Genomic DNA, 21,808 nt, shown 5'->3' with positions numbered 1-21,808 from the left:
TTTATGGCGCATGGAATCTCGTCACATAAACAAGGAATTGTCATTTTGTTTGAATCTACTGTTGAACCCGCTTGCGAACCCGACCCAGTTCGCCTGTTCATTGTATTAGATGATCAACACTCTACCCTGCCAGATAAGCTAACCATAGAGAGTAAGTACTGGCTTACTTGGTCTGACATTACCCCTCAATGGCTTGATGACACTCAACCTGATCTATTGTTGGTATGGTCACCTAAAACCAGTCAATTACCTTTTGTTGATACCATCAGCGAAGAATACAACTTGCTCTACCTACAAGACGATCACAAAGACAAATGTTTGCAGTTTTACCAACGCCTCGCGCAAGCTTGCCTAGAACCTCATAATCACTTCGATGTTGCCGATGTGCGCAATTTCATTGGGTATTCTTCACGCTTCTATGTCACTGATGACCTCAAACAGGTCGAGCAATCTAAACCTGTAGACAACCTCATCGCCATCCTTTTTGGACGCTTACAAGTCGACGATATTCGCAGCACATCGGACTCTATTCGCCCATTACTAAAAGAAACGGCTTTGTTTCCTATGGTATGGCAATCAGAAGATTGCGAATTAGGTTGCTACTACTTACTCGGGTTGCGCTAAGTTATTCAGATGGCGAATCAGTATTAATGAGATAAGCCGAATAATAACAATCAATTTCAAGCTCAATGAAATCAGCTTGGTGTGAGCACTGTGCTTTTAGCGCTTGCACCAACAACTCAAAACAGTTTGCCTGACCAAAGCGCTGCTTTAAGCCAACGTATCTCTTTTCAGAGGAACAGAGCAAATGCGCCAGTTGAGTAACCTCAACCGGTAAAAGCAGCCGCTCTTTTTTAGTTGCGATTGGTGTAAATTCTGGGCAATCATCGAAGTTGATTGCATGGTTATAATCGGAGGTTCTCGGCGCCACTTCAACGCCAAGCAAATCTAACCATGTTTGATATTGCACTTCAAAGTCATACACCACTACCCTAGCATTAGGGCTGCATACGCGGCGTAATTCTTCAATCAAAGGCGCTGACTTTGCGTAAGGTAATGAGCCGGCAAACGTCACCAGATCCACGCTGCCGCTTGTCAAAGAGATATCATCGCCCGTCCCGACCAAATAACTAATGTTCTTGGCTGGCTTTGCTTGCTCGATCATCGCTTCACTTGGGTCAATGCCAACCACTTGCTGGCAGATAGGAGCTATAGCTAAAGTGGATGCTCCTGCACCGCAGCCAATATCGAGCCCCTGATTAAACGGTTCTAGCTGAGCAAGATACTGCGCTATGATCATGTTATGAATCGGCGGACGATAAGCCGCATAATGCAAAGAGATCTCGCGATCGTAGACATCACTCATCGATGGATATTACTCACTTAACTCATTCATCCAATTTAAAGGCGGTGAAATAGACCGCTTTTACTCGCTTACCGTGCATCTCAGTACTGACATCTTGAAAGCCTGCAGTCGCCGCTAGCTCATGGGCGAGCACGGGTGTCATCACGGCCGTGTTATTGCTCTTGAAGCCATACTTGCGCCAGTAGCGGTATTTAAGGCGCAGCTTATTGAAACAATTCATATTATGCAGAGTAAAACTGACACCAATCAGTTGGCCTCCGGGCTTTAACACACGTAAACACTCTTCAAGTGCGCTGACAGGGTTAGGAATGACATGCAGCAAATTCGCCATAAACACAGTATCAAAACTGTTGTCTTCATAGCGCAGAGCAAAGCAATCAGCTTGCTCAACGATCACTTTCGGCTCGTTCTCAAAGCGAATTTTGCTCACTTCAAGCATAGGTTGAGAGAGATCGGTAGCCACTATTCGCTCTGCTTGCTCAACAAAGCACTCTGTATAAGTGCCGTTGCCGCAACCCAGCTCTAACATGGCACCAACGTCGGTATGTTTTTTCAAGCGCTGCTTAACGCGCTTTATGTCTTTAATACCAACAACATAGTTGTTGCTGGTTTCGAAATTTTTGGCAAATTCTTCCCACTTGTTTTCCACTTTTCTCTCCTTGGAATACAACCGTGTTGTAGTTCGAAATCACCACATTGCTTTTCCAGACTGGTACTGTTTTTATTTTCGTTTTTTAAACCATATCAATCGGATACGGTTTTTATCTGTTGACCTAAAATACAACAGATAAAGAATAAAATACGCTCGGAACAAACAATTACGTCCAATTAGTGAGAAAAATCACTAAAAATAACATGAATTTATAGAGTTAAAGCCATGTCAACGCGGGAGACTATGGCAGCGCAAGGTGTTGACGCTTGAATCTACGCACTTTAGTGCGGACATTTTTCATTGGGGAGGAAGTATTGAACTGAATCATTCTTCCCATGGTCCATTGCTGATACCAAGGTTGATGATAAAGCTGATGATCGGTTTTGCTTTCAATCAGATCTAACAGAGCCTGAGTGGTGCATTCAAACTCGTAGAGTAAATCGCTGTATGCCCAATCGTGATACTGGCGGTGAAAATGCTCAGCCAACGCCCCAAGCTGATTCCATTTGTAACCCGTTTCTGGAAAGTCTACCTCAAGGCCTTGCGCTTCACGTTGGTGCCATTTTAAAACAAGTTGCCCCCAGCCAATTAGATAGGCCACCGTATCAGCAACCGAGACTTGTGTCCCTTTGATGTTGCCTTCGACACCGATTTCTCGGCAGAGAGCGTCGGGTATGGTTTGATAATCGGCCATCAGTTTATTAAATGCTTGATTGATGGCTTCTAGTAACTGGGATTTGGTGGTGGGGATGGTGCTCATGTTGTCTACCTCGCTAACTCAGTAGACAACTTAACTGGATAATATGAGTAAGTATTTGAACTTAGCTACAAAAATGAACTTAGATGCATAAACGTTATTTTTGTGCGCGTTGCCATTGCACTAACCACTTATCAAGTTGATTGGCAAACTGCTGTCGGTCGCTTTGGCTCAATGGCGCAGGGCCACCGGTTTGAATACCGCTGCTGCGCATCGTTTCCATAAAATCACGAATGTTGAGGCGAGATTTAATGTTCTCTTTGGTAAACAGTTCACCGCGAGAGCTAAGCGCATGGCCACCTTTAGTAATGACTTCATCGGCCAATGGAATATCACTAGTGATCACCATATCCCCTTGCTCAACGCGTTTTACGATTTCATTATCGGCAACATCGAAGCCCGCTTGCACTTGCATCATGGTGACATTGGGAGCCGCTGGCGTACGAATAAACTGATTCGCCACCAAAGTAACTTCTACGCCTGTTCTTTGCGCCGCTCGAAACAAAATATCGCGAACCACTACCGGACACGCGTCCGCATCTACCCAAATTTTCATCTACTGTCTCAACCATGATTTATTCTGTGCGCATTGTAACGAGAGCCGTCGTAAATAGACAGCCGCTTATCGCCTTGACCCAGCGTTATACATAGCAACAATAAAAAAACGGCCTTAGTGAGCAACTAAAGCCGTTTGATGCATTACTGTGAGTTGAGCGCTATAGCCAGAACAACATCGCAATAGCGGTCAGCGCACCAATACAGGCAATGTTCAGTAATATCCCGACGCGCATCATCTCACTTTGCTGGATATGACCAGAGCCGAACACAATCGCATTCGGCGGCGTGGCTACAGGCAACATAAAGGCGCATGAAGCGGCCACCGCAATCAACACTGACAAAATAACCGGTGACATACCAAAGGCTTCAGCAACACTGGCAAAGACCGGAATTAACAACGCGGCACTGGCCGTGTTACTCGCGAACTCGGTTAAGAACACCACAAAGATAGCGATCACGGCCACGATAAAGAAGAAACCAAGGTGAGCAATAAGCTCCGTTAAACCATTGGCTAAGAACACACTCGTGCCTGTTGCTTTAAGTACGTTACTCAAACAGATACCGCCACCAAACAGCAGCAATACGCCCCAGTCAGCGGTTTTTTCAATATCTTTCCAGTGAACCACTCGAGCAAAATTCACCGCCACAATAGCGCTTAAGGCAACAATGGTATCGAACTTGGCATAACCACCAATCATGGCATTAATTGGCTTACTGAAAATCCACAGCAGTACCGTGGCAGCAAAGATACCTAAGGTGACTACCTTGCCTTTATCCCAGTTAACTGGCTCGTAGTTAAGCTCAAACTCACCTTGCAGTTGAGGTTTTAAAATCACATACAAAATCAAAAGAGCAAGTGGCAGTAATATAGCGGCCGTTGGCACACCAAAACGCATCCAGTCAGTAAAAGTTAAACCAACTTCTGCCGCAGCAATGGCATTGGGTGGGCTACCGACGATCGTCGCAATACCACCAATACTGGCGCTGTAAGCAATACCCAATAACACGAACACATAGGTTTTATGGCCACTTTCTGAGTTCACTTTACTTAACACGCCAAGTACTAGCGGCAGCATCATGGCAGTAGTCGCGGTATTACTGATCCACATAGAGAGTAATGCCGTGACACCAAATAGCATAAATACCGCTACGCTCATTTTGCCTTTAGCCAAGATAAGCACTTTATCGGCGATGACTTTATCTAAGCCTTGGCGATGCATAGCAGCAGCGAGCGCGAAACCACCTAAAAATAGGAAAATAATAGAATTAGCAAAGTTGTTTAGTGCGGTTTGGGTATCAAATACGCCAAACAACACCGCCATTATCGGCACGAGAATCGCACTAACGGTCACATGTAGCGCTTCAGTTAACCACAAGATAGCGACAAAAGTGAGCATGCTAATGCCAAGTACAACTTGTGGGTCAAACGGTAGGGTAAAGTAAAGAGTAGCGAAGAGGGCTATGTCGGCGAGGACAATCAGACTATTGCGGTTTATCAACCACTCACGTGTATTGCTGGGTAATGGAACACTATCATTTCTATTCATTATTATTTTCCTTATGAGGGCCTTGTGGCACTTCAAATGATCCCACATAACCCTCTAAGGAAATATTTTACTTTGCGAATTTGTTAACCACATCAATAATGCGGTTATAGATGTTAATTATTTGATTTAAATAACGATTAACTGCTAGTTACTGTTCAAACTATCAAAGCTGTCCATCACCTGTTGACACTTCATCACTCGGCCATGGCCTTGCCCCGTCGTCGCGACCAATTGAACGTTCTCCATCTCATTAGCGGCACGTTGAGAAACATCAAACTTAGTAAAGCGATCGTTTTCATCGTGCACAATAATGGTTTTACCTTGACGAAGCTTTAGCTTGTTGTACGGATCAATCGACTGGATTGGGTAACGGTATTGCTCTTCAACTTCGGCTACAACCGCATTAAACAAACGCATGGAATAACCAGAGCGCGCAACACTGCCAAACAAGTTGTCCAGATAATCCAATACTGGCGCAATCAACAACAATGGCTTATCCACCAGCTTAATGTGGTGACATTCAATCGCCGATGCAGTCCCCATGCTGTGACCGACTAAACCCGCTACGTCATCTACGCTATCTAAAATTGCCTCTAACCCGCTAACAAATGCCGGAATATGGCCATAAACACCTTCACTGGTGCCGTGCGCAGGGTGATCGTAAGCCAACGCGGTAAAACCTTGGCTAGCGATATGCTCCATTAATGGAAAGTACTGGCTTGCCGTGCCTGACCAACCATGAGTCAACACCCATACTGGGCCGCTACCCAATTGGTATGTGGTCAATACCCCTTCGTTTGAGATCACTTCACCCTTCACTAACCCTTGCGGCTCAGCATTTTTAGGCTGAGTACGCGCTGGCGTCAACAGCAATTTTCGCGCGGTTTGCTTGGCATGGTTAGGGGCCAATACATGGTGCAGACGTGTACTGAGGCCGACTAAACTGCGCTTTACGCTGAACTTATTCGAGGTGTTAAAGTAAATTTTTTCACTCATGGTGCTGTCCTTAGTTCTCTAAAAAGCGAACGGTCGTGCTTTTTAGAGAGAAAAATTAAGCGATTGATTCAATCAACCGCTCCGATTCTTGCTCGCGAGCTTATCAGCTTGCGACGCGCCAATCTGTCAGTAAACGCTCAACCCCTTGCCAAAAATGTTGCTGGCTGATCGCTTCTCCTTGGATGGAATAAAACAAATGGGCACTTAAATAGAGGCCATACAATTCAAAACAAGCCTGTTTAGCATCCAGATCCTTGCGAAATTGCTGGTTCTCAATGCCTTTTTCAATCTGTATGGTTAGGTAATCTAGCCAAACCGCAATGGTCTTTTTCAGTACTACTTGCAATGGCGAACTGCAGCCACCTGTCTCTTTCCAAGCATCTAAAAACATACAACTGCCCTGAAAAGAGTGATTCCAACCCAACCAATTATCTAACAGAGCTTTTAACTTATGTTCGATATCTTCATCGCCAAGATCTCTCGCAGGCACAATCACCCGCTCTCTAAAAGTGAGGTTGGCAAACTCCAGTACCGAAATCTGCAAGTTCTCTTTCGAGTTAAAATGCGCAAACAGGCCGCTTTTCGACATACCACAACACTTGGCTAACTCGCCAATCGTTAAGCTTTCTAAACCGTGTTTGCTCGCCAAATCAAACGCTGTGCTTAATATGGCTTCTCTCGTGATGCGACCTTTGCTCATTATTTATCCGATCATCTCTGTTCTTGTTATTTTTAGCACGACCGTACTTTTTTACAAGTCCAACCAGTAAACTTGTTGCCTAAAGCGGAATCGTGATGCGCCTCTAGAATTAATATTTATTAATCTATTCAGGATAAAAATTTGATTTAACACAAGTTGCACAACCGGTTGTTTAATATACATTGCAGCCAGACTAATTACTCTAAATGTGTTGAAAATATGAACCATTCAAAATTTATCCCGAGCATTGAGCTGGGGCGCGTTATCGCCATATTTGCGGTGATTGTGCTCCACTGTGCTTTATTTACTACTTACTGGATTGACGGTGAGAGTGAGATCCCTTGGGTTGGCTACATAGTTAACCAAGCGACTCGTTTCGCTGTTCCTCTGTTCTTTATTATTTCAGGCTATCTCGTACAACCTAAGATGTCTCAAAGCCCAATGGCGACATTTGGCGCGTATTCTTCACCATTACTGCGCCTATTTGTCGTTTGGTCGTTGATCTGTATGGCAACACCTTTCTATTGGCAAGTCGTGTTTGAACACGGCTACATGGCTGAGCGCAGTGGCTATTTTGACTACTTAACCAGTCGCCCATGGGACTCTCTACTCGAAGGTGGTTTAGTCCACTTATGGTTCTTACCTGCTCTTATCATGGCGGCCTTTGTGACGGCGATATGCGTGCGATTTAAAGCATTAAACGTTTTGCTACCCATTGGCTTCTTGCTTTACTTTTATGGAGTATTGGCGGGCAGCTATCAAGGGCTTACCGAGATTCCATCGCCTTTCTTTACCCGCAACGGTCCGTTCTACAGTACGCTGATGTTCGGCCTTGGGTTTATGATTCGCCAGCATGATTTCAAAATCTCTTCTGGCAAAGCTCTGGGCATTGCTGCATTGGGTATGGCGCTGCACTTTGGTGAAGGTTTCTACCTACACTCACAAGCGCAGGCAATGAACTCTATTGACTACAACTTTAGTACTTTCTTATGGGGTACAGGTCTCTTCCTATGGTTGTTAGCGAATCCAAATATGGGTAATCAACCTTGGATTCAAAAGCTAGCCAAATGGACACTGCCTATCTACGTGGCTCACTTACCGCTTAACATTGCCGTGCTTAATATACTCGGAATGCTGCAAGTGCCGAATGGCCCTATGCGTGACCTAATTGTGTTCTCTGCGACCATCATTATCACAATTGGCTTTGTGAAATTAATCGAGATGACGCCGCTTAAAAAGGTGATATTCAGATAGTGAGCCTTACTATCTAAACCACACTCATCTAGCCCTCAATTGAGGGCTAGATTGTTTTCACGCTCTGCTACTATTCCGCTCTAAATCCGTACTAGCTCACCCTAATCAGCGTATGCCAAACACCTTCAAATAATTTGACCTAGCTTGTCTAATTGCTCCAATGTTCTTCATAGCCCTGCTCTTCTAAACTTCATTTCAACACATCGCCAAACGGTTAACTGCCTTAGACAGATAACAAACAACCGTGAAAACAGCGACTCAAACTAGACAATAAACGATTCAGGAACCATTAGGGGGCTCACTATGATTACGGTAAGACATGCTCAAGATCGCGGCCATGCCAATTTCGGTTGGTTGGATAGCAAACATACCTTCTCGTTTGGTGACTACTATGACGCAAAGCATATGGGCTTTTCAGCACTGAGAGTGATCAACGATGATGTCGTACAGCCAAGCGCAGGGTTTGCCACTCATGGTCATCGCGATATGGAGATCATCAGCTACGTTTTGGATGGCAAAATCGCGCATAAAGACAGTGAAGGCAACATCCAAGAGTTGCCTGCGGGCGAATTTCAACTGATGTCTGCGGGCAGCGGCATCTACCACAGTGAATACAATGCTTCGACCACTGACAATTTGCAGTTTCTGCAAATTTGGATTCAACCCAATAGCTTTGGAAACCAACCGGGCTACCAACAAAAAGATTTTGGTAAACGCGCCGGATTGACCACCATTGCCACACCAACTGGTGAAGACGGCACGTTGCATATCAAGCAAGATGCCACCTTACATCAATTGATTCTTGAACCGGGAACAGAGCTAGAAATGGCTATTGAAGCGGGAAGAAATGTTTATGTTCACCATGTTGAAGGCACACTGAAAACCGACGACGTTCAACTTGAAAATGGTGATGGTGCGAAAATAGAAGATCAGACAAGTGTGAGATTTACGAATCAAGGCGAAAGCCGAGCGACAGCTTTGATATTCGATTTGCCTTAGTCGTCTTCACTAGAGTAATAATTGGGAGGCCGTTTGGCCTCCACTTGCGTAGCTAGTGCACTTAGCGGTTTCAACTAACGCACAGTTATATGTCAGTTCTAGAGTAGATTGATAAAATAGGAAACTTGCTGTAACCAAAACTCATCGTTACAGATTTCATCTCTTTACCATCAAAAGACTCTGAGAAATCGTTAGGATGAATACGCTCGCCGTTGGCTAAAATCGCCAACAAATGTTTATTAGTTAGTGTTCGTCGACCTGACGCTTCATTTTCAATCGTCACAACCGCCCAGCGCTCACCCTCATCATTGCTCATCAAGACATGATTCTTAATACCAAAATCACCGAGGCTAGGCTGAACGTTGTTTTCGTTTGGAAACGCTAAATCCATCGTGTGAATAGGAGTCTGATCGATAGAGAGCGCATCATTTGCTGCGCAAGAAGCTGAAAACGCAACACACAGTAGCGCCATAGTAAGAGATTTAGCCAATTGCCACTCCTTAATTATAAAGACCGTCGTATTAATTAAGGCCTTTTCACCATACATTGCGTGCAGTCTAACAAGTTCAGGTTTAAATTTAAAATCAGACAGTTAAAAACACCAAAATCGAAATACAATGCAGAATAGCTGCAATTCAAACCACATAGACCACCTACAATTAAACAGAATGGCAGACCAATAAAAAAGTATTCACTCACTAATACGCCTAAAGCAGCTCTCTCGCAAAAGCGCGAAAAGTACTGCAACTGCGCAATATGTGTACACACACATAGTAACGATAAGTGTTTAAAAGCCATAGCAGCACGCAAATTGTTGAAATTGCCGACTAATTTATCATTAGAATTTTGAATTCAATCACTTATAGGCGAGGCGTGATTTTATATTGTCGCGCGAAACCCTATCCACAATGTGAAAATAATGATGAAAAGACATTTCCTCTCCAGTGCGATCCTACTTTCTCTCGCATTCCCTACTTTTGCTGCTGATGGCGACATTCATGAAGTGACCATACTTGGCACATCAGACATTCACGGTCACTTTATGGCGTGGGACTACGCTGCAGACAAACTCAATACTCGCGGTAGTTTGAGCCAAATCGCGACAAAAGTGAGTGAAATCCGTGACGAGCAATCAAACATCATCTTGGTTGACGCTGGCGATACCATCCAAGGTAACTTTGTTGAAACCTTCAAAGATGAGCCAGTTGATCCAATGATGCTTGGTTTTAACCACATGAAATATGATGTGTGGGTATTGGGTAACCACGAGTTCGATTTTGGTTTAAAAACGTTAGATAGAGCGGTATCTCAATTCAAAGGCCAGTCTCTAGGTGGCAACATAAAGAACAAAAACGGCAACCCTTTCTTACCGGGTTACACCATCATCGAACGTGGTAGCATTAAGATTGGCGTGATTGGCATGGATACGCCAATGACTGAAGTTTTTGCCCAAGGCACCAACCGTTTAGAAGGAGTGACGTTCACCAATCCAACACTGGAAGTGAAGAAAGTCATCCAAGAAATCGACGATAAAGTCGATGCTATCGTATTGGTTGCCCACATGGGTATTGAAAACGAAAACGACATCGCCAATACCGGGGTTACCGACATTGCCAATGCTAACCCAGAGCTAGATGCCATTGTTGCAGGCCACATGCATACCCGTATTGATAAAGCCGTGGTCAATGGCGTCATCATCACTGAACCAGACAAGTATGGCCGAGCGTTATCTCGCGTTGATCTGCAATTTGAAGAGCGCGATGGTAAGTTCACTCTAGTTAACAAAGACAGCTTCACCTATAAAATTAAAGGCATGGACTCTGACGAAAATATGGATGCGCTCTACCAGCCATACCACAAACGTCTAAGAGAGATGGCGAATCGCCCTGTGGCTCAACTAACAGGTGTGGATTTAGTACCTGAAAATGAAATTCGCGGTATCCCTCAAGTTCACATTCAAGACACTGGCATTAGCGCGCTGTATCAAGAGGCGAGCTTCTTCTACGCGCCAAAAGCCAATGTGATTGCACTACAAATTGATAATGATAACGCCGAGCTTGATGTAGGCCCCATCAAAGCTAAAGACATCGCGTACAACTACCAGTACGCAGGTGGCGAGATCACGGTTTATCAAATGACAGGTAAAGAGCTTAAAACCTACATGGAATGGTCAGCGGATTACTTTAACTCTGTGACACCGGGTGATGTGACTTACAGCTTCAACCCTGAACGTCGTTCATCTAAATACTCCACCAACGATTTCTTCGCTGGCGTCACTTACACCATTGATCTGACCAAACCTGCGGGTGAGCGAATTACTGACCTTGTGTTTGCCGATGGTACACCAGTTACCGATAACACCGAGATCCGCATCGGTATGAACAGCTACCGCATGGGGCATCTAACCAAGAAAGGTGGCGTGTTAGAAGGCCAATCCTTCCCTGTTTTATTTGATACTGAAGCAGAATATGGCGAAGAAGCTGGCACTATCCGTAATTTGACCATCAAGTACCTAACCGAAGAGAAAAAAGGTCAATACCAAGGTAAACCTCAACAACGTTGGAAACTGCATGGCCTAGATAGCCAATACAACCCACAACGTGAAATCGTTAAAGTACTAATCAATGATGAGAAGATCTCAGTCCCTACCAGCGAAGATGGCCGCTACACCAACGTGGCTTCTATCAATGTGAAAGAGCTGATGTTCAAAACAGACAAAGAGAAGCAAGCTGCGATTGCAACGCGTAACGCCAAGTTAAGCGGAGCATCTGAGCATCAAAGTGAGCAAATCAAACGCGAGCTTGTACTGATTGAGGCGCTAAACTAACTCTCCATCTTCAATTGTGAATGCTTAGCCATGCCTAGTGCGTGGCTAACCCGTTCCCTTTCTGCTCGCAATAGACCTCAATCGCGCTTATTCATATTCACATTACATTGATCGCCGCAGCGAGAAGTGCCAGTGAATAAATAAGAAATTCGATAACGGTTATTGGCAAAATAGAGATAGAGCTTATCTGCCAGTGGCTTAATCCATCGCCAACGAAGCGGAGCATAGAGCCAGCCTCTACCCAATAAATCCCACGCCCGATAGGCGGCATCTAACCCCAGCCATAATTTGCCATCATCATCGACAGCATGAAGAATTCGGTTCGCTTCATCAGGATCAATATCGGGATAAGCGCTAAACTCATCGCTGTAAATATCAACGGTCTTAATCACATTTGCGTTGTCTCGTTGCCTGATCGCTTGCATCTCTTTCGCGCAAAGCGGGCAAGTGCCGTCATAAAACACAGTTAGTTTACTCATCAATGTGCTTTCCTTTTCATCTATGAATACCACTACGCACCGTCAATCAGTTCGATCAATACAAGCATAGCGAGTCGAGGCGCGTTGAACAGAATATCTGCAAACTTGCCGATTGGCGCACATTACTTCGTCTGAATTTATGAATACTAACCAGTTAAACCACCACATTAACCCTAATCACTGGTTGAATGTTTCACTTATTGATTGGGAAAGCGTTGTTTAACGGAGAGATAACCATGAATGTATTGCTATTTAGCAACGGTAAGATCGCGGGTAACACATCGTTGCTCGAATTTGGTGTGGAATGGGTAGCAGAAGCGATTGAGCGCACTGGCGCACGTAAGCTACTTTTCATTCCTTTTGCGATGATCCGTGGTCAATACGAAGATCGCGTCGCTCAACTTAATGATGTGGTTGCCCCGCTTGGCGCAACCGTTAACAGCATTCATCAAGCAGAAGACCCTGTAAAGGCCGTTAATGAGGCTGATGGCTTTATTGTCAGCGGTGGTAACACTTGGGTATTAAACAAGCTTCTGCACGATCAAGGGCTCATTGGGCCACTAAGAAATGCAGTTCTCAAGCAGGATAAACTGTTCATTGGCTGGAGTGCGGGCACCAACATCGCCTGTCCGACTATACGTACCACCAATGACATGCCTATCGTGTCAGCAGCAATTCTGCCCTCCCTTAACCTAGTGCCATTTCAAATTAACCCACACTACATTGAAGCTAATATCTCAGGCCATATGGGCGAAACCCGAGATGAGCGTATTGAAGAGTTCTTAATTCAAAACCCTCATGAAATAGTGGTGGGTATTCCTGAAGGCACAATGTTGAAAGTTGAAGGTGAAACCTTGAGCTACCACAGTGCCACAGGCGCACCTTTAAAACTGTTCAAACATCAACAAGAAGCGCAGTACTTCCAAAGTGGTGATGACATTCAGTCATTCATGCAACATAGCTGCTAATCATATGGGATAAAACGAAAAACCGCAGCTAACGATTTAGCTGCGGTTATCACTATCTAGGGCAATAACCCACGGAAGTTACATCTGCTATTACGGCTTTCTGGCTAGGTCTCGCGCCAAAATTAACGCCAAACCAAATACCTGCAAAAACAGCGCGATATTGCGATACCAAGCAATCCGCTCATTGAGAATATTCATCTCATCGCTAAGCGTTAAATTCTCTAGGTAATATTCATCAATCTGATCGCGATAGATTTGCTGCGCGTTGTCGATACGCTCCATAAGTTGAGTAACATTGGCAGAGTTTAATAAAGGGATTGGCTCAGCTACCCACTCTCTCAATTGCATCGCCATCGCATGGTCTAGCTCTTTAGATGGGTTGATTTCGGATAACTTTAAGTGGGTAAGTAGTACTTCTCGCTTACGCTCTAAGGTTTCAACGCTATTCCATGCCAACTGGATCGAGTAAACATTCTCTTGCTTGTTTTCATCAAGCATAGCAATGCTTCCACTTAGCTTTTCCAGCACGATGCTCGACATTAAAATCGCCAATACATTAAGCACCAAGCCTATCAAAACCAGTAGCCATGCGGGCGGCCACCCCAATCGCTTCACCATAACTTATCAAAAGGTAAGTAGATGATGTTGAGAACGGCTAAGGCAAATAACACACCGAATGTGAGCTTCATACCTGTTACGCGGCCTTTTAGTTTTTTGTCGAGAATCGCCCGCGCGTGAATCACTCGGCCGACCAAAAACAAAATCCCCAAGCCATGAATGATCAATACGTTCGCGCCGTTAAACTCCAGTAAAGCTAACAGGATTAACCCAATGGGAATGTTATCCACTCCATTACCCTGTGCGCTACGTGCCACTTGTAAGTCTTCTACTCCGCCATCAGCGTAAGCGATTTTATTTTTTCGTCTTTGCTTGATGACTTGAACCGACAACCACATCATCCATAAGCCAAGCAGTGCTGCGTAAAGTGCTGTAATCATGCATTTTCTCCTTTTCATCAGTGTAGAAGAAAATCTCTTGCATGCATGAAAAAGCCCTCGCTTATTCAACGAGGGCTTGATGTATTAATCGAGTTTGATTAGCACGCTAACTAAGGTGGTTACACCAACTTATAGAACAAGGTGCTTAGTGGCGGTAGGCTTACTAGCAGTGATTGCTCTAACCCTTCGCTCTCAACCGCCTCACTTTCTACCACTTCGCGAGTAGCGAAGTTAGAGCCGTCATAGTGACCCGAGTCAGTATTAAGCAGTAATTGGTACTTACCGCTAACTGGTACACCGAGACGGAAGTCATTGTGTGGCACTGGCGTGAAGTTAGTGATCACCAAAATACGCTCACCAGATTCACTGATACGCTCATGAGCAAGCACGCTCGCATCTGCTGCATCTTGCAGTCGCCATTCAAAGCCTCGAGGCTCACAGTCAAGCTCATGCAGCGCTTTCTCATTTTGATACAGCTTGTTCAAATCGCGCGTTAAGGTTTGCACGCCTTGGTGGCGTTCAAACTGCAATAAGAACCACTGCAATTGATCATCGTGATTCCACTCACCCGTTTGACCAAACTCAGCGCCCATGAAGTTGAGCTTCTTACCCGGCTGACCGTACATGTAGCCCATGTAAGCGCGTAGGTTAGCGGTTTGCTGCCATTCATCACCTGGCATCTTGTTATGAATCGAACCTTTGCCATACACCACTTCGTCATGAGATAACGACAAGACGTAATTTTCGCTGTGCGCATAAATCAGCGGGAATGTGATGGTATTGTGGTGGTATTTGCGGTGAACAGGGTCTTCTTGGATGTAAGATAAGCTATCGTGCATCCAACCCATGTTCCATTTGAAACCAAAACCTAGGCCACCAGCAAACGTCGGCGCAGAAACACCAGGAAATGCTGTCGATTCTTCAGCAATCGTCATGGCATTCGGGAAGTGTTTGTACACTTCTTCGTTCATCCATTTCAGCGTTGCTATCGCATCGTAGTTTTCGTTACCACCATCTACATTCGGGATCCATTGGTCATGGCTGCGCGAGTAATCCAAGTACAACATGGATGCCACGGCATCAACGCGAATGCCATCAATATGGAATTGTTCAAACCAGTAAAGCGCATTCGAGACTAAGAAACGTCTTACGTGTTCACGCCCCATGTCATAGATGAATGAGTTCCAGTCCTGATGCCAGCCACGGCGTGGGTCAGGATCATGGAACAATGGCGTACCATCAAAATTGGCTAAGCCATGATCGTCCGATGGGAAGTGCGCAGGCACCCAATCAAGCACCACGCCAAGACCCGCTTGGTGACAAGCATCGACAAAATATTTGAAATCATCTGGCGAACCAAAACGACTGGTTGGCGCAAATAAGCCAACAGGCTGGTAACCCCACGAGCCATAAAACGGATGCTCTGAAACCGGCATTAACTCAACATGGGTATAGCCCAAATCGACCAAATACGGCACTAACTGTTCTGCCAGTTGGCGGTAATTTAAAAACTGGCCATTGTCATCACGCTTCCAAGAGCCTGCGTGCAATTCGTAGAACGATAGCGCTTCTTTGCGTTTTTCTGTTACTGGGCGTTGCTGCCATTGATTATCTTGCCAATCGTAACGACTGTGATCGTAGGTTACTGAAGCGAAAGAAGGATGCTGTTGGGAGAAGAAACCCCATGGGTCAGCTTTATGCGGTAAGCCTTCGCCATCTGGGCCTTTTAATTCAAATTTGTATTCTGTGCCTTCCGGCAAGTTAGGAATGAAAATACCCCAAATGCCGTAATCTAGGCGCTGTAAAGGAGTGCGGCGACCGTCCCAATGGTTAAAGTCTGCCACTAAGCTACACGCGCTGGCATGCGGTGCATAAACCAAGAAGCGTGTGCCTGAAATCGTTTTACCATCACGCTCAACAGTAACAAACTGCGCCCCCATGTGATGATACATATTCTTAGGCGTATGAAGGTCTTCATACTCAGCATAAATGGTGTGGTATTGGTATGGATCGTCAATCACTTGCTCGTTGCCCGCCCAGTCCACGGCGAGTTGATAGTGAGTAAAGCGAAGGTCACGCTGCTCAGTTAAAACAAACGCCGAATCAGCCTCGCGAGTTAACGCGATGCGCTCTTCACCCTCAATCAATAAACTGACGGCATCAGCACCTGGCATCCATACTCTGAGCGCCCCATGCTTAGGGTCCAAATATGGGCCTAAAAAAGAAAATGGGTCAGCAAATGCTGCCTGAGAAAGTTGGCGATATGCCTGTTCTTTTTTATCTAGTGTTGTTTTATTCAAGTTATTATCTCCCTAACCTAACTTCCGTTCTGCTCTTAGAGCAGTACAACAAGCAAAAAACCCGCATACGGGACGGGTAAATCCTATACCTAACTTATGCTAGGTACAGCGTTTCATATCTTAACGAATTCCGCTAGCGCTTTGAGTGACCAAAACAGAATTTTGTTATATCAGCCACCTATATTTAGTCATACCCTAAAACGCGGAAAACCCAAGGGCTTAGCCGAGCAAAAAGCTCAACCAAACCGCTTGGGTAATTATCTCAATTAGCCGTTATTTACTGACTTTAGCGCGTACTTCTGTCAGTTTGTTCGCAATCTCATTCACCTCAGCTTTTGAGAATACTTCATCTAAGTTCATTGAGAGCTTACGACGCCAGTTAGGATATTCATTCACAGTGCCCGGGATGTTTACCGGTTTGTCCATCTCTAACCAATCTTCTAGCTGAACGCTCAACAACGTTGAAGAGCCTGCCGCTACGTGTAACTGCAGCGCCTGAGCAAGATGGGTGTCCATTGGCACATATTGCGCATCACGGCCAATACCTTCTGGTAGGTAACCATGCCACGCCACTGAATCTAAAATTCCTTGTTTACACTCAAGACGATTATCAAACAGCGTATTAAGCTGTGCTTGGTCTGGGTATAGGCCAAGCTCTTGACCCATCTTGAGATCGTCGCAGTGCCAGAAGCCACGTAATGTTGGCATATCGTGAGTACACAATGCTGACATTGACTGAGGAGCGTAATGAGCAGGTGAAATAAAACCACCGTCGTCTTCTGATGTTTCAAAGAAGAACACTTTGTATGAGTGCACGCCCGCATCACGCAGAATGTCGACAATCTCATCTGGCACAGTACCTAAGTCTTCACCAATCACACTACATTGATGACGGTGTGACTCAAGCGCAAGAATCGCCAGCATATCTTCTACTGGGTAGTAGATGTACGCCCCTTTAGTTGCGCCTTCACCTTTTGGAATCCACCATAGACGCAGTAGACCAAGAACGTGGTCAATACGCAGTGCGCCACAGTGTTTCATGTTCGCTCGCAGTAGCTTGATGTAGGCATCGTAGCTGGTGGCTTTTAGCACTTGAGGGTTAAGCGGTGGTAAGCCCCAGTTTTGACCCAGTGGGCCTAAAATATCTGGCGGCGCACCAATGCTTGCATCCAATACTAGGTTGCCATCATCAGCCCATGTTTCAGCACCTGAGTCTGCAACACCTACCGCTAAATCGCGATATAGGCCAACTGACATACCTTTCTCTTCAGCCAGTGCTTGCGCTTCTTTAATTTGATTGTCAGCAACCCATTGCAAGTACAGGTACAAGTTCACTTGATCTTGGTTTTCGCTGATAAAGTCTTGTACTGCGCTGTTTTCAAAGCGGCGGTATTGCTCAGGGAAGACAGGCCAACCCCAAACGCATGAATCTTGTTGATGAAGACTCACATGTAACGCATCAAACGCTGCTTGGTGCATCAAGCTCTCGCCACCGATTTCAACAAATTCTAGGAACGATTGTGCGCGCTCGCTGTTTTTATCTAGGTGACGTTTTTTAAATTCTTTGTACAACAGTGGCAACACGCTTAGCTTCAGCTCCGCGACCTCTGTGTAATTTACCCAGTGAGATTCACGCGCACGTTGCAAACGCTGCTGGAACTCTGCGCTGCCCACTTGTTGCTGCGCTTCAGCACTGAGCGAAAACTCAGGTACAGAGCTTACATCAATGTACAAGATGTTTAGCCAGCGGCGCGAAGATGGGCTGTATGGGCTTGCCCCTTCTGGGTTAGCAGGAAACAGTGAGTGAATTGGGTTTAGGCCAACAAAATCGCCGCCACGAGACGCAATCTCTGACACCAATTGTTTTAGGTCACCGAAGTCACCCATACCCCAGTTGTGTTGGGTACGCAGTGTGTATAGCTGCACACTTGGGCCCCACATCTTTTTGCCTTGCTCAATTTGAGGCTGCTTGTAGCATGAATCAGGCGTGTAGATTAACGTCGCAGTGTAAGGTGATTTGCGGCGCTTACGCTCGACAATCAGCTTGTGGTAACCCCATTCAATATCACCCGGTAGGGCAAACACTAAAGGGCCACCCTCGGCACGTTCATCACGAACGATCTGAGACTGAAGATAGCCTTCAAGTACCTCTCCCTGCTCTGTTTCTAAGCGCCAGCTGAAGTCACTTTCACGAGCGCTGCTACCTAAGTTCAATTCAACTTCAATCGGATAGCTTTCACGTACGACAACCACTGGTTCAAGCACATCTTTTTTATGCATTTTTTGCGCAGATGCGAGTAGATTTTTATCACTACTGGTGTCATAGCCTAATGAAGCAAGCAAACGACGAATAGTTTCATCTTCAACTTTGGCTTCGCTGCCCCAAGCACTTACATATTTGTCGGCAATTCTCGCCATTTCAGCGACTTGTTTTAATGGATTTTGTTGTGTCATCGCTCTCTCCGAAGGACTGCTTACCTTCAAACTAAGAAGCCTCTCTAGACAAAGCTAGAGAGGCACATAAATGGATTAACGTTTAACGCTTTCCAGTTTCCAAATGTTATTTACGTAATCACGGATACTACGGTCTGAGCTGAATTTGCCCACCAGCGCCGTGTTAAGGATGGCTTTCTTCGCCCAACCCGCTTGGTCTTTGTACTGTTTGCCCATCTCTTCATGCGCTTGCACATATGAAGCAAAGTCAGCAAGACATAGGTATGGGTCACCACCATCTAGCAGGCTATCAAACGTTGCACGCAGTAGACCTGGTTGACCTGGAGTGAACTCTTCACCTGTTAGTAGGTCTAGAGACGCTTTCAGTAGTGGGTCTGCGTGGTAGTAAACGTATGGGTTGTAACCCGCCGCTTTAACCGCTTGAACACCCTCTACGTCTAGGCCGAAGATGTAGATGTTTTCATCGCCCACTTCTTCACGAATCTCAACGTTTGCACCATCCATCGTACCGATAGTCAATGCACCGTTAAGAGCCATCTTCATGTTACCCGTACCAGATGCTTCTTTACCCGCTAGAGAGATTTGCTGAGAAACGTCTGCTGCAGGGATAATGATTTCAGCCATGCTTACGCGGTAATCAGGAATGAATACAACTTTCAGCTTGTTACCAATGCGTGGATCGTTGTTGATCTTGTCAGCAATCTTGTTCACCGCGAAGATAATCTCTTTCGCTAGGTGATAACCCGGTGCGGCTTTCGCTGCGAAGAAACATACGCGTGGTGTACATTCAAAACCAGGTTCGTTGATGATGCGGTGGTATAGAGAAAGAATGTGTAGCAAGTCTAGGTGCTGGCGCTTGTACTCGTGTAGACGCTTGATTTGCACGTCAAAGATAGCGTTAGTATCTAGCTCGATACCCATGTTTTCTTGAACCCAATCAGCAAGACGCTGTTTGTTTTCTTTCTTAACCGCCATGAATTCTTTTTGGAATTTCGCGTCTGTTGCGTATTGAGCAACGCCTTCTAGCTGCTCAAGTTTCGCTGGCCACTCAGAACCGATCTTGTCTGTGATTAGCGCAGACAGACCTGGGTTACAGAACTTCAACCAACGACGAGGCGTGATACCGTTCGTTACGTTATGTAGACGAGTTGGGTACATCTCATGGAACTCTGGGAAAAGATCTTTCTTAACGAGTTCAGAGTGAAGTGCTGCTACGCCGTTAACCGCGTAAGAACCAATTACACATAGGTTAGCCATGCGAACCATGCGGTGGAAACCTTCTTGGATGATAGAAAGCTTAGCTTGCTTCTCACCATCACCTGGCCACATTGCACGCACTTCTTTTAGGAAGCGGTGGTTAATTTCAAAAATGATTTCCATATGACGTGGAAGTAGGCGCTGAATTAGCGACTCAGGCCAAGTTTCTAGAGCTTCTGGCAATAGAGTGTGGTTGGTGTATGCGAACGTTTGAGAGCTGATTGCCCACGCTTCATCCCAAGATAGGCCGCGCTCATCGATTAAGATGCGCATTAGCTCAGGGATAGCGATTGTTGGGTGCGTATCGTTAAGCTGAATCGTTTCTTGTTTAGGTAGATCCGCTAGAGTAAAGCCAGCTTCTTCGTGACGACGTAAAATATCGCGAACAGACGCTGCTGAGTGGAAGTACTGCTGCATTAGGCGCAGTGTCTTGCCTTTCTCGTGGTTGTCGTTCGGGTATAGAACTTTAGTGATGTTGCCCGCGTCAATAAGTGCGTGCTGAGCTTCGAAGTAATCACCGTTGTTAAAGCTTGCTAGTGAGAATGGTGCAATTGCTTGGCACTCCCACAGGCGCAGTGGGTAAACCGTGTCAGATTCGTAACCTACGATAGGTAGATCCCATGGCATTGCTTTAACGCTCATGCCTGGTACCCATTTACGAACTTCTTTACCGTTTTCAGTGACAACTTCAACGTGACCGTAAAAACCGATCTCTTGTGCCAGCTCAGGACGAGCTACTTCCCAAGGGTAGCCTTCAACACCACGCCATGCATCTGGTGCTTCTTTTTGACGACCGTCTTCGAAAGACTGTTTGAATAGACCGTATTCGTAGTGCAAACCGTAGCCTATTGTTGGGTATTCTTGTGCTGCACAAGAATCCATGAAACATGCAGCTAGACGACCTAGGCCACCGTTACCTAGAGAAGGGTCACGCTCTTCTTCTAGTAGGTCAGTCAGGTTGTGACCAAGTTCAGCCATAGCGTCTGTGATCTGCTCGTACAGACCCATGCTGATTAGGTTGTTACCCGTTAGACGACCGATAAGGAATTCTAGTGAAAGGTAGTTAACACTCTTAGCATTTTTGATTTTTGGATCTTGCTCAGTTTCTAGCAAGTCAAAAGTTGTTAGCTCAGCAAGAGCACGACCCATTGCTAAGTACCACTCACGGCTGCTTGCCTTTTCAATCGTGGTTGCATAAGTCGCACTTAGGTGCTTCTTTACGCTGTTTTGAAATGACGCTTTGTCAAACGTAGTTTGTTGTGTAGGTTTCATCGGTGAAATCTCTTTTAGTTTCCTTGCTACTTATCCTGCATGGGCAGGGCAAGCTAAACATCCTCCTACCCTAGGTAGGAATTAGGAGGAGTCCTCAGGGCGTAGAGGGCGTAAAACCTCGCACTCAGTGATCTAAGTCGCATCAATGACGTAATTCCGACATACACCAGTGATTATGATCACAACGCCACCCCTCTAAAACTAGATGCGGTTTATTACGGTTGGATGAGAGATAATTTCATCAGATTACAAATATGCTCATCTGGTCACATAACTTTGGAAGCTAGTTAACAAGTTGCAGTGTATTTGGTAGGAGGCTCGCATGTGAAGAGGTTAAAAAAGCAACAAATAAAAGATCGCCATCACACTTTTGGGGCGTAGTTAGCCGTAAAATGTGAATTGTTCAAAAGTCTGACCTCTTATC

Annotated in this window: 19 protein-coding genes; 5 read left to right on the top strand and 14 right to left on the bottom strand. The window is 45.4% G+C overall.

Annotation, left to right across the window (positions count from 1 at the left end; translation table 11 throughout):
• Positions 1-45 precede the first annotated feature (45 nt).
• Positions 46-624: a hypothetical protein gene (locus MU515_RS19415; RefSeq protein ID WP_260262060.1), complete on the top strand. Its 579-nt coding sequence runs from the start codon at positions 46-48 to the stop codon at positions 622-624.
• 1 nt (position 625) lies between these two features.
• Here the strand turns inward: MU515_RS19415 and MU515_RS19410 are convergent, their stop codons facing one another.
• The 7 genes from MU515_RS19410 to MU515_RS19380 all read right to left on the bottom strand — a co-directional run bounded on the left by MU515_RS19410 (position 626) and on the right by MU515_RS19380 (position 6,576).
• Positions 626-1,366: a class I SAM-dependent methyltransferase gene (locus MU515_RS19410; protein ID WP_260262059.1), complete on the bottom strand. Its 741-nt coding sequence runs from the start codon at positions 1,364-1,366 to the stop codon at positions 626-628.
• 22 nt (positions 1,367-1,388) lie between these two features.
• Complete coding sequence (locus tag MU515_RS19405) at positions 1,389-2,036, bottom strand: class I SAM-dependent methyltransferase (RefSeq protein WP_260262058.1); 648 nt, start codon at positions 2,034-2,036, stop codon at positions 1,389-1,391.
• A 223-nt stretch (positions 2,037-2,259) separates the two neighbouring features.
• On the bottom strand, positions 2,260-2,778 hold the full coding sequence (locus tag MU515_RS19400) for a ClbS/DfsB family four-helix bundle protein (RefSeq protein WP_260262057.1): 519 nt from the start codon (positions 2,776-2,778) through the stop codon (positions 2,260-2,262).
• Positions 2,779-2,872: 94 nt separating this feature from the next.
• A complete protein-coding gene (locus MU515_RS19395; RefSeq protein WP_260262056.1) occupies positions 2,873-3,331 on the bottom strand; it encodes a YaiI/YqxD family protein in 459 nt (152 codons plus the stop codon).
• Between the two features lie 160 nt (positions 3,332-3,491).
• A complete protein-coding gene (locus tag MU515_RS19390) occupies positions 3,492-4,880 on the bottom strand; it encodes an SLC13 family permease (RefSeq protein WP_260262055.1) in 1,389 nt (462 codons plus the stop codon).
• A 144-nt stretch (positions 4,881-5,024) separates the two neighbouring features.
• Entirely contained in the window at positions 5,025-5,876 is an 852-nt protein-coding gene (locus MU515_RS19385) for an alpha/beta hydrolase (RefSeq protein ID WP_260262054.1), read from the bottom strand.
• 103 nt (positions 5,877-5,979) lie between these two features.
• On the bottom strand, positions 5,980-6,576 hold the full coding sequence (locus tag MU515_RS19380; RefSeq protein WP_260262053.1) for a TetR/AcrR family transcriptional regulator: 597 nt from the start codon (positions 6,574-6,576) through the stop codon (positions 5,980-5,982).
• Positions 6,577-6,795: 219 nt separating this feature from the next.
• Here MU515_RS19380 and MU515_RS19375 point away from each other — a divergent pair, with 219 nt between their 5' ends.
• Positions 6,796-7,830, top strand: a complete 1,035-nt coding sequence (locus tag MU515_RS19375) for an acyltransferase (protein WP_260262052.1) — start codon at positions 6,796-6,798, stop codon at positions 7,828-7,830.
• A gap of 303 nt (positions 7,831-8,133) precedes the next feature.
• Complete coding sequence (locus MU515_RS19370) at positions 8,134-8,829, top strand: pirin family protein (RefSeq protein ID WP_260262051.1); 696 nt, start codon at positions 8,134-8,136, stop codon at positions 8,827-8,829.
• A gap of 85 nt (positions 8,830-8,914) precedes the next feature.
• Here MU515_RS19370 and MU515_RS19365 read toward each other — a convergent pair whose 3' ends face one another.
• Positions 8,915-9,319, bottom strand: a complete 405-nt coding sequence (locus tag MU515_RS19365; RefSeq protein ID WP_260262050.1) for a hypothetical protein — start codon at positions 9,317-9,319, stop codon at positions 8,915-8,917.
• Positions 9,320-9,751: 432 nt separating this feature from the next.
• Here MU515_RS19365 and MU515_RS19360 point away from each other — a divergent pair, with 432 nt between their 5' ends.
• Entirely contained in the window at positions 9,752-11,656 is a 1,905-nt protein-coding gene (locus MU515_RS19360; protein WP_260262066.1) for a bifunctional metallophosphatase/5'-nucleotidase, read from the top strand.
• Positions 11,657-11,733: 77 nt separating this feature from the next.
• On the opposite strand, the gene MU515_RS19355 is transcribed toward MU515_RS19360, so the two are convergent.
• Positions 11,734-12,135, bottom strand: coding sequence for a thiol-disulfide oxidoreductase DCC family protein (locus MU515_RS19355; RefSeq protein ID WP_260262049.1), 402 nt, complete (start codon positions 12,133-12,135; stop codon positions 11,734-11,736).
• 236 nt (positions 12,136-12,371) lie between these two features.
• Between MU515_RS19355 and pepE the strand changes: the two genes are divergently transcribed.
• Positions 12,372-13,103, top strand: coding sequence for a dipeptidase PepE (gene pepE, locus MU515_RS19350; protein ID WP_260262048.1), 732 nt, complete (start codon positions 12,372-12,374; stop codon positions 13,101-13,103).
• 90 nt (positions 13,104-13,193) lie between these two features.
• On the opposite strand, the gene MU515_RS19345 is transcribed toward pepE, so the two are convergent.
• From MU515_RS19345 to MU515_RS19325, 5 genes are all read right to left on the bottom strand, one after another.
• Positions 13,194-13,721 (bottom strand): DNA mismatch repair protein, encoded by a 528-nt coding sequence (locus tag MU515_RS19345; RefSeq protein WP_260262047.1) that lies wholly within the window; start codon positions 13,719-13,721, stop codon positions 13,194-13,196.
• Positions 13,715-14,101 (bottom strand): MAPEG family protein, encoded by a 387-nt coding sequence (locus tag MU515_RS19340; RefSeq protein ID WP_260262046.1) that lies wholly within the window; start codon positions 14,099-14,101, stop codon positions 13,715-13,717. Before MU515_RS19340 ends, MU515_RS19345 begins: the two co-directional genes overlap by 7 nt.
• 119 nt (positions 14,102-14,220) lie before the next feature.
• Positions 14,221-16,401: a 1,4-alpha-glucan branching protein GlgB gene (gene glgB / locus MU515_RS19335; RefSeq protein ID WP_260262045.1), complete on the bottom strand. Its 2,181-nt coding sequence runs from the start codon at positions 16,399-16,401 to the stop codon at positions 14,221-14,223.
• A 273-nt stretch (positions 16,402-16,674) separates the two neighbouring features.
• Positions 16,675-18,855, bottom strand: coding sequence for a 4-alpha-glucanotransferase (gene malQ, locus MU515_RS19330; protein WP_260262044.1), 2,181 nt, complete (start codon positions 18,853-18,855; stop codon positions 16,675-16,677).
• 75 nt (positions 18,856-18,930) lie between these two features.
• Complete coding sequence (locus tag MU515_RS19325; RefSeq protein ID WP_260262043.1) at positions 18,931-21,384, bottom strand: glycogen/starch/alpha-glucan phosphorylase; 2,454 nt, start codon at positions 21,382-21,384, stop codon at positions 18,931-18,933.
• Positions 21,385-21,808: the final 424 nt, after the last annotated feature.

It is taken from the genome of Vibrio intestinalis, from assembly GCF_025195085.2.
Taxonomy (GTDB): domain Bacteria; phylum Pseudomonadota; class Gammaproteobacteria; order Enterobacterales; family Vibrionaceae; genus Vibrio; species Vibrio intestinalis.
The sequence above is the reverse complement of the archived record's forward strand: the minus strand, read 5'-3'. Positions and strand labels throughout refer to the sequence as shown.

What these genes read in the sequence shown, in the direction of transcription:
- MU515_RS19410 (WP_260262059.1), bottom strand. Translation starts at nt 1,366, where the DNA reads ATGAGTGATGTCTACGATCGCGAGATCTCTTTGCATTATGCGGCTTAT.
- MU515_RS19400 (WP_260262057.1), bottom strand. Translation starts at nt 2,778, where the DNA reads ATGAGCACCATCCCCACCACCAAATCCCAGTTACTAGAAGCCATCAAT.
- MU515_RS19395 (WP_260262056.1), bottom strand. Translation starts at nt 3,331, where the DNA reads ATGAAAATTTGGGTAGATGCGGACGCGTGTCCGGTAGTGGTTCGCGAT.
- MU515_RS19390 (WP_260262055.1), bottom strand. Translation starts at nt 4,880, where the DNA reads ATGAATAGAAATGATAGTGTTCCATTACCCAGCAATACACGTGAGTGG.
- MU515_RS19385 (WP_260262054.1), bottom strand. Translation starts at nt 5,876, where the DNA reads ATGAGTGAAAAAATTTACTTTAACACCTCGAATAAGTTCAGCGTAAAG.
- MU515_RS19380 (WP_260262053.1), bottom strand. Translation starts at nt 6,576, where the DNA reads ATGAGCAAAGGTCGCATCACGAGAGAAGCCATATTAAGCACAGCGTTT.
- MU515_RS19375 (WP_260262052.1), top strand. Translation starts at nt 6,796, where the DNA reads ATGAACCATTCAAAATTTATCCCGAGCATTGAGCTGGGGCGCGTTATC.
- MU515_RS19370 (WP_260262051.1), top strand. Translation starts at nt 8,134, where the DNA reads ATGATTACGGTAAGACATGCTCAAGATCGCGGCCATGCCAATTTCGGT.
- MU515_RS19360 (WP_260262066.1), top strand. Translation starts at nt 9,752, where the DNA reads ATGAAAAGACATTTCCTCTCCAGTGCGATCCTACTTTCTCTCGCATTC.
- MU515_RS19355 (WP_260262049.1), bottom strand. Translation starts at nt 12,135, where the DNA reads ATGAGTAAACTAACTGTGTTTTATGACGGCACTTGCCCGCTTTGCGCG.
- pepE (WP_260262048.1), top strand. Translation starts at nt 12,372, where the DNA reads ATGAATGTATTGCTATTTAGCAACGGTAAGATCGCGGGTAACACATCG.
- MU515_RS19345 (WP_260262047.1), bottom strand. Translation starts at nt 13,721, where the DNA reads ATGGTGAAGCGATTGGGGTGGCCGCCCGCATGGCTACTGGTTTTGATA.
- MU515_RS19340 (WP_260262046.1), bottom strand. Translation starts at nt 14,101, where the DNA reads ATGATTACAGCACTTTACGCAGCACTGCTTGGCTTATGGATGATGTGG.
- malQ (WP_260262044.1), bottom strand. Translation starts at nt 18,855, where the DNA reads ATGACACAACAAAATCCATTAAAACAAGTCGCTGAAATGGCGAGAATT.
- MU515_RS19325 (WP_260262043.1), bottom strand. Translation starts at nt 21,384, where the DNA reads ATGAAACCTACACAACAAACTACGTTTGACAAAGCGTCATTTCAAAAC.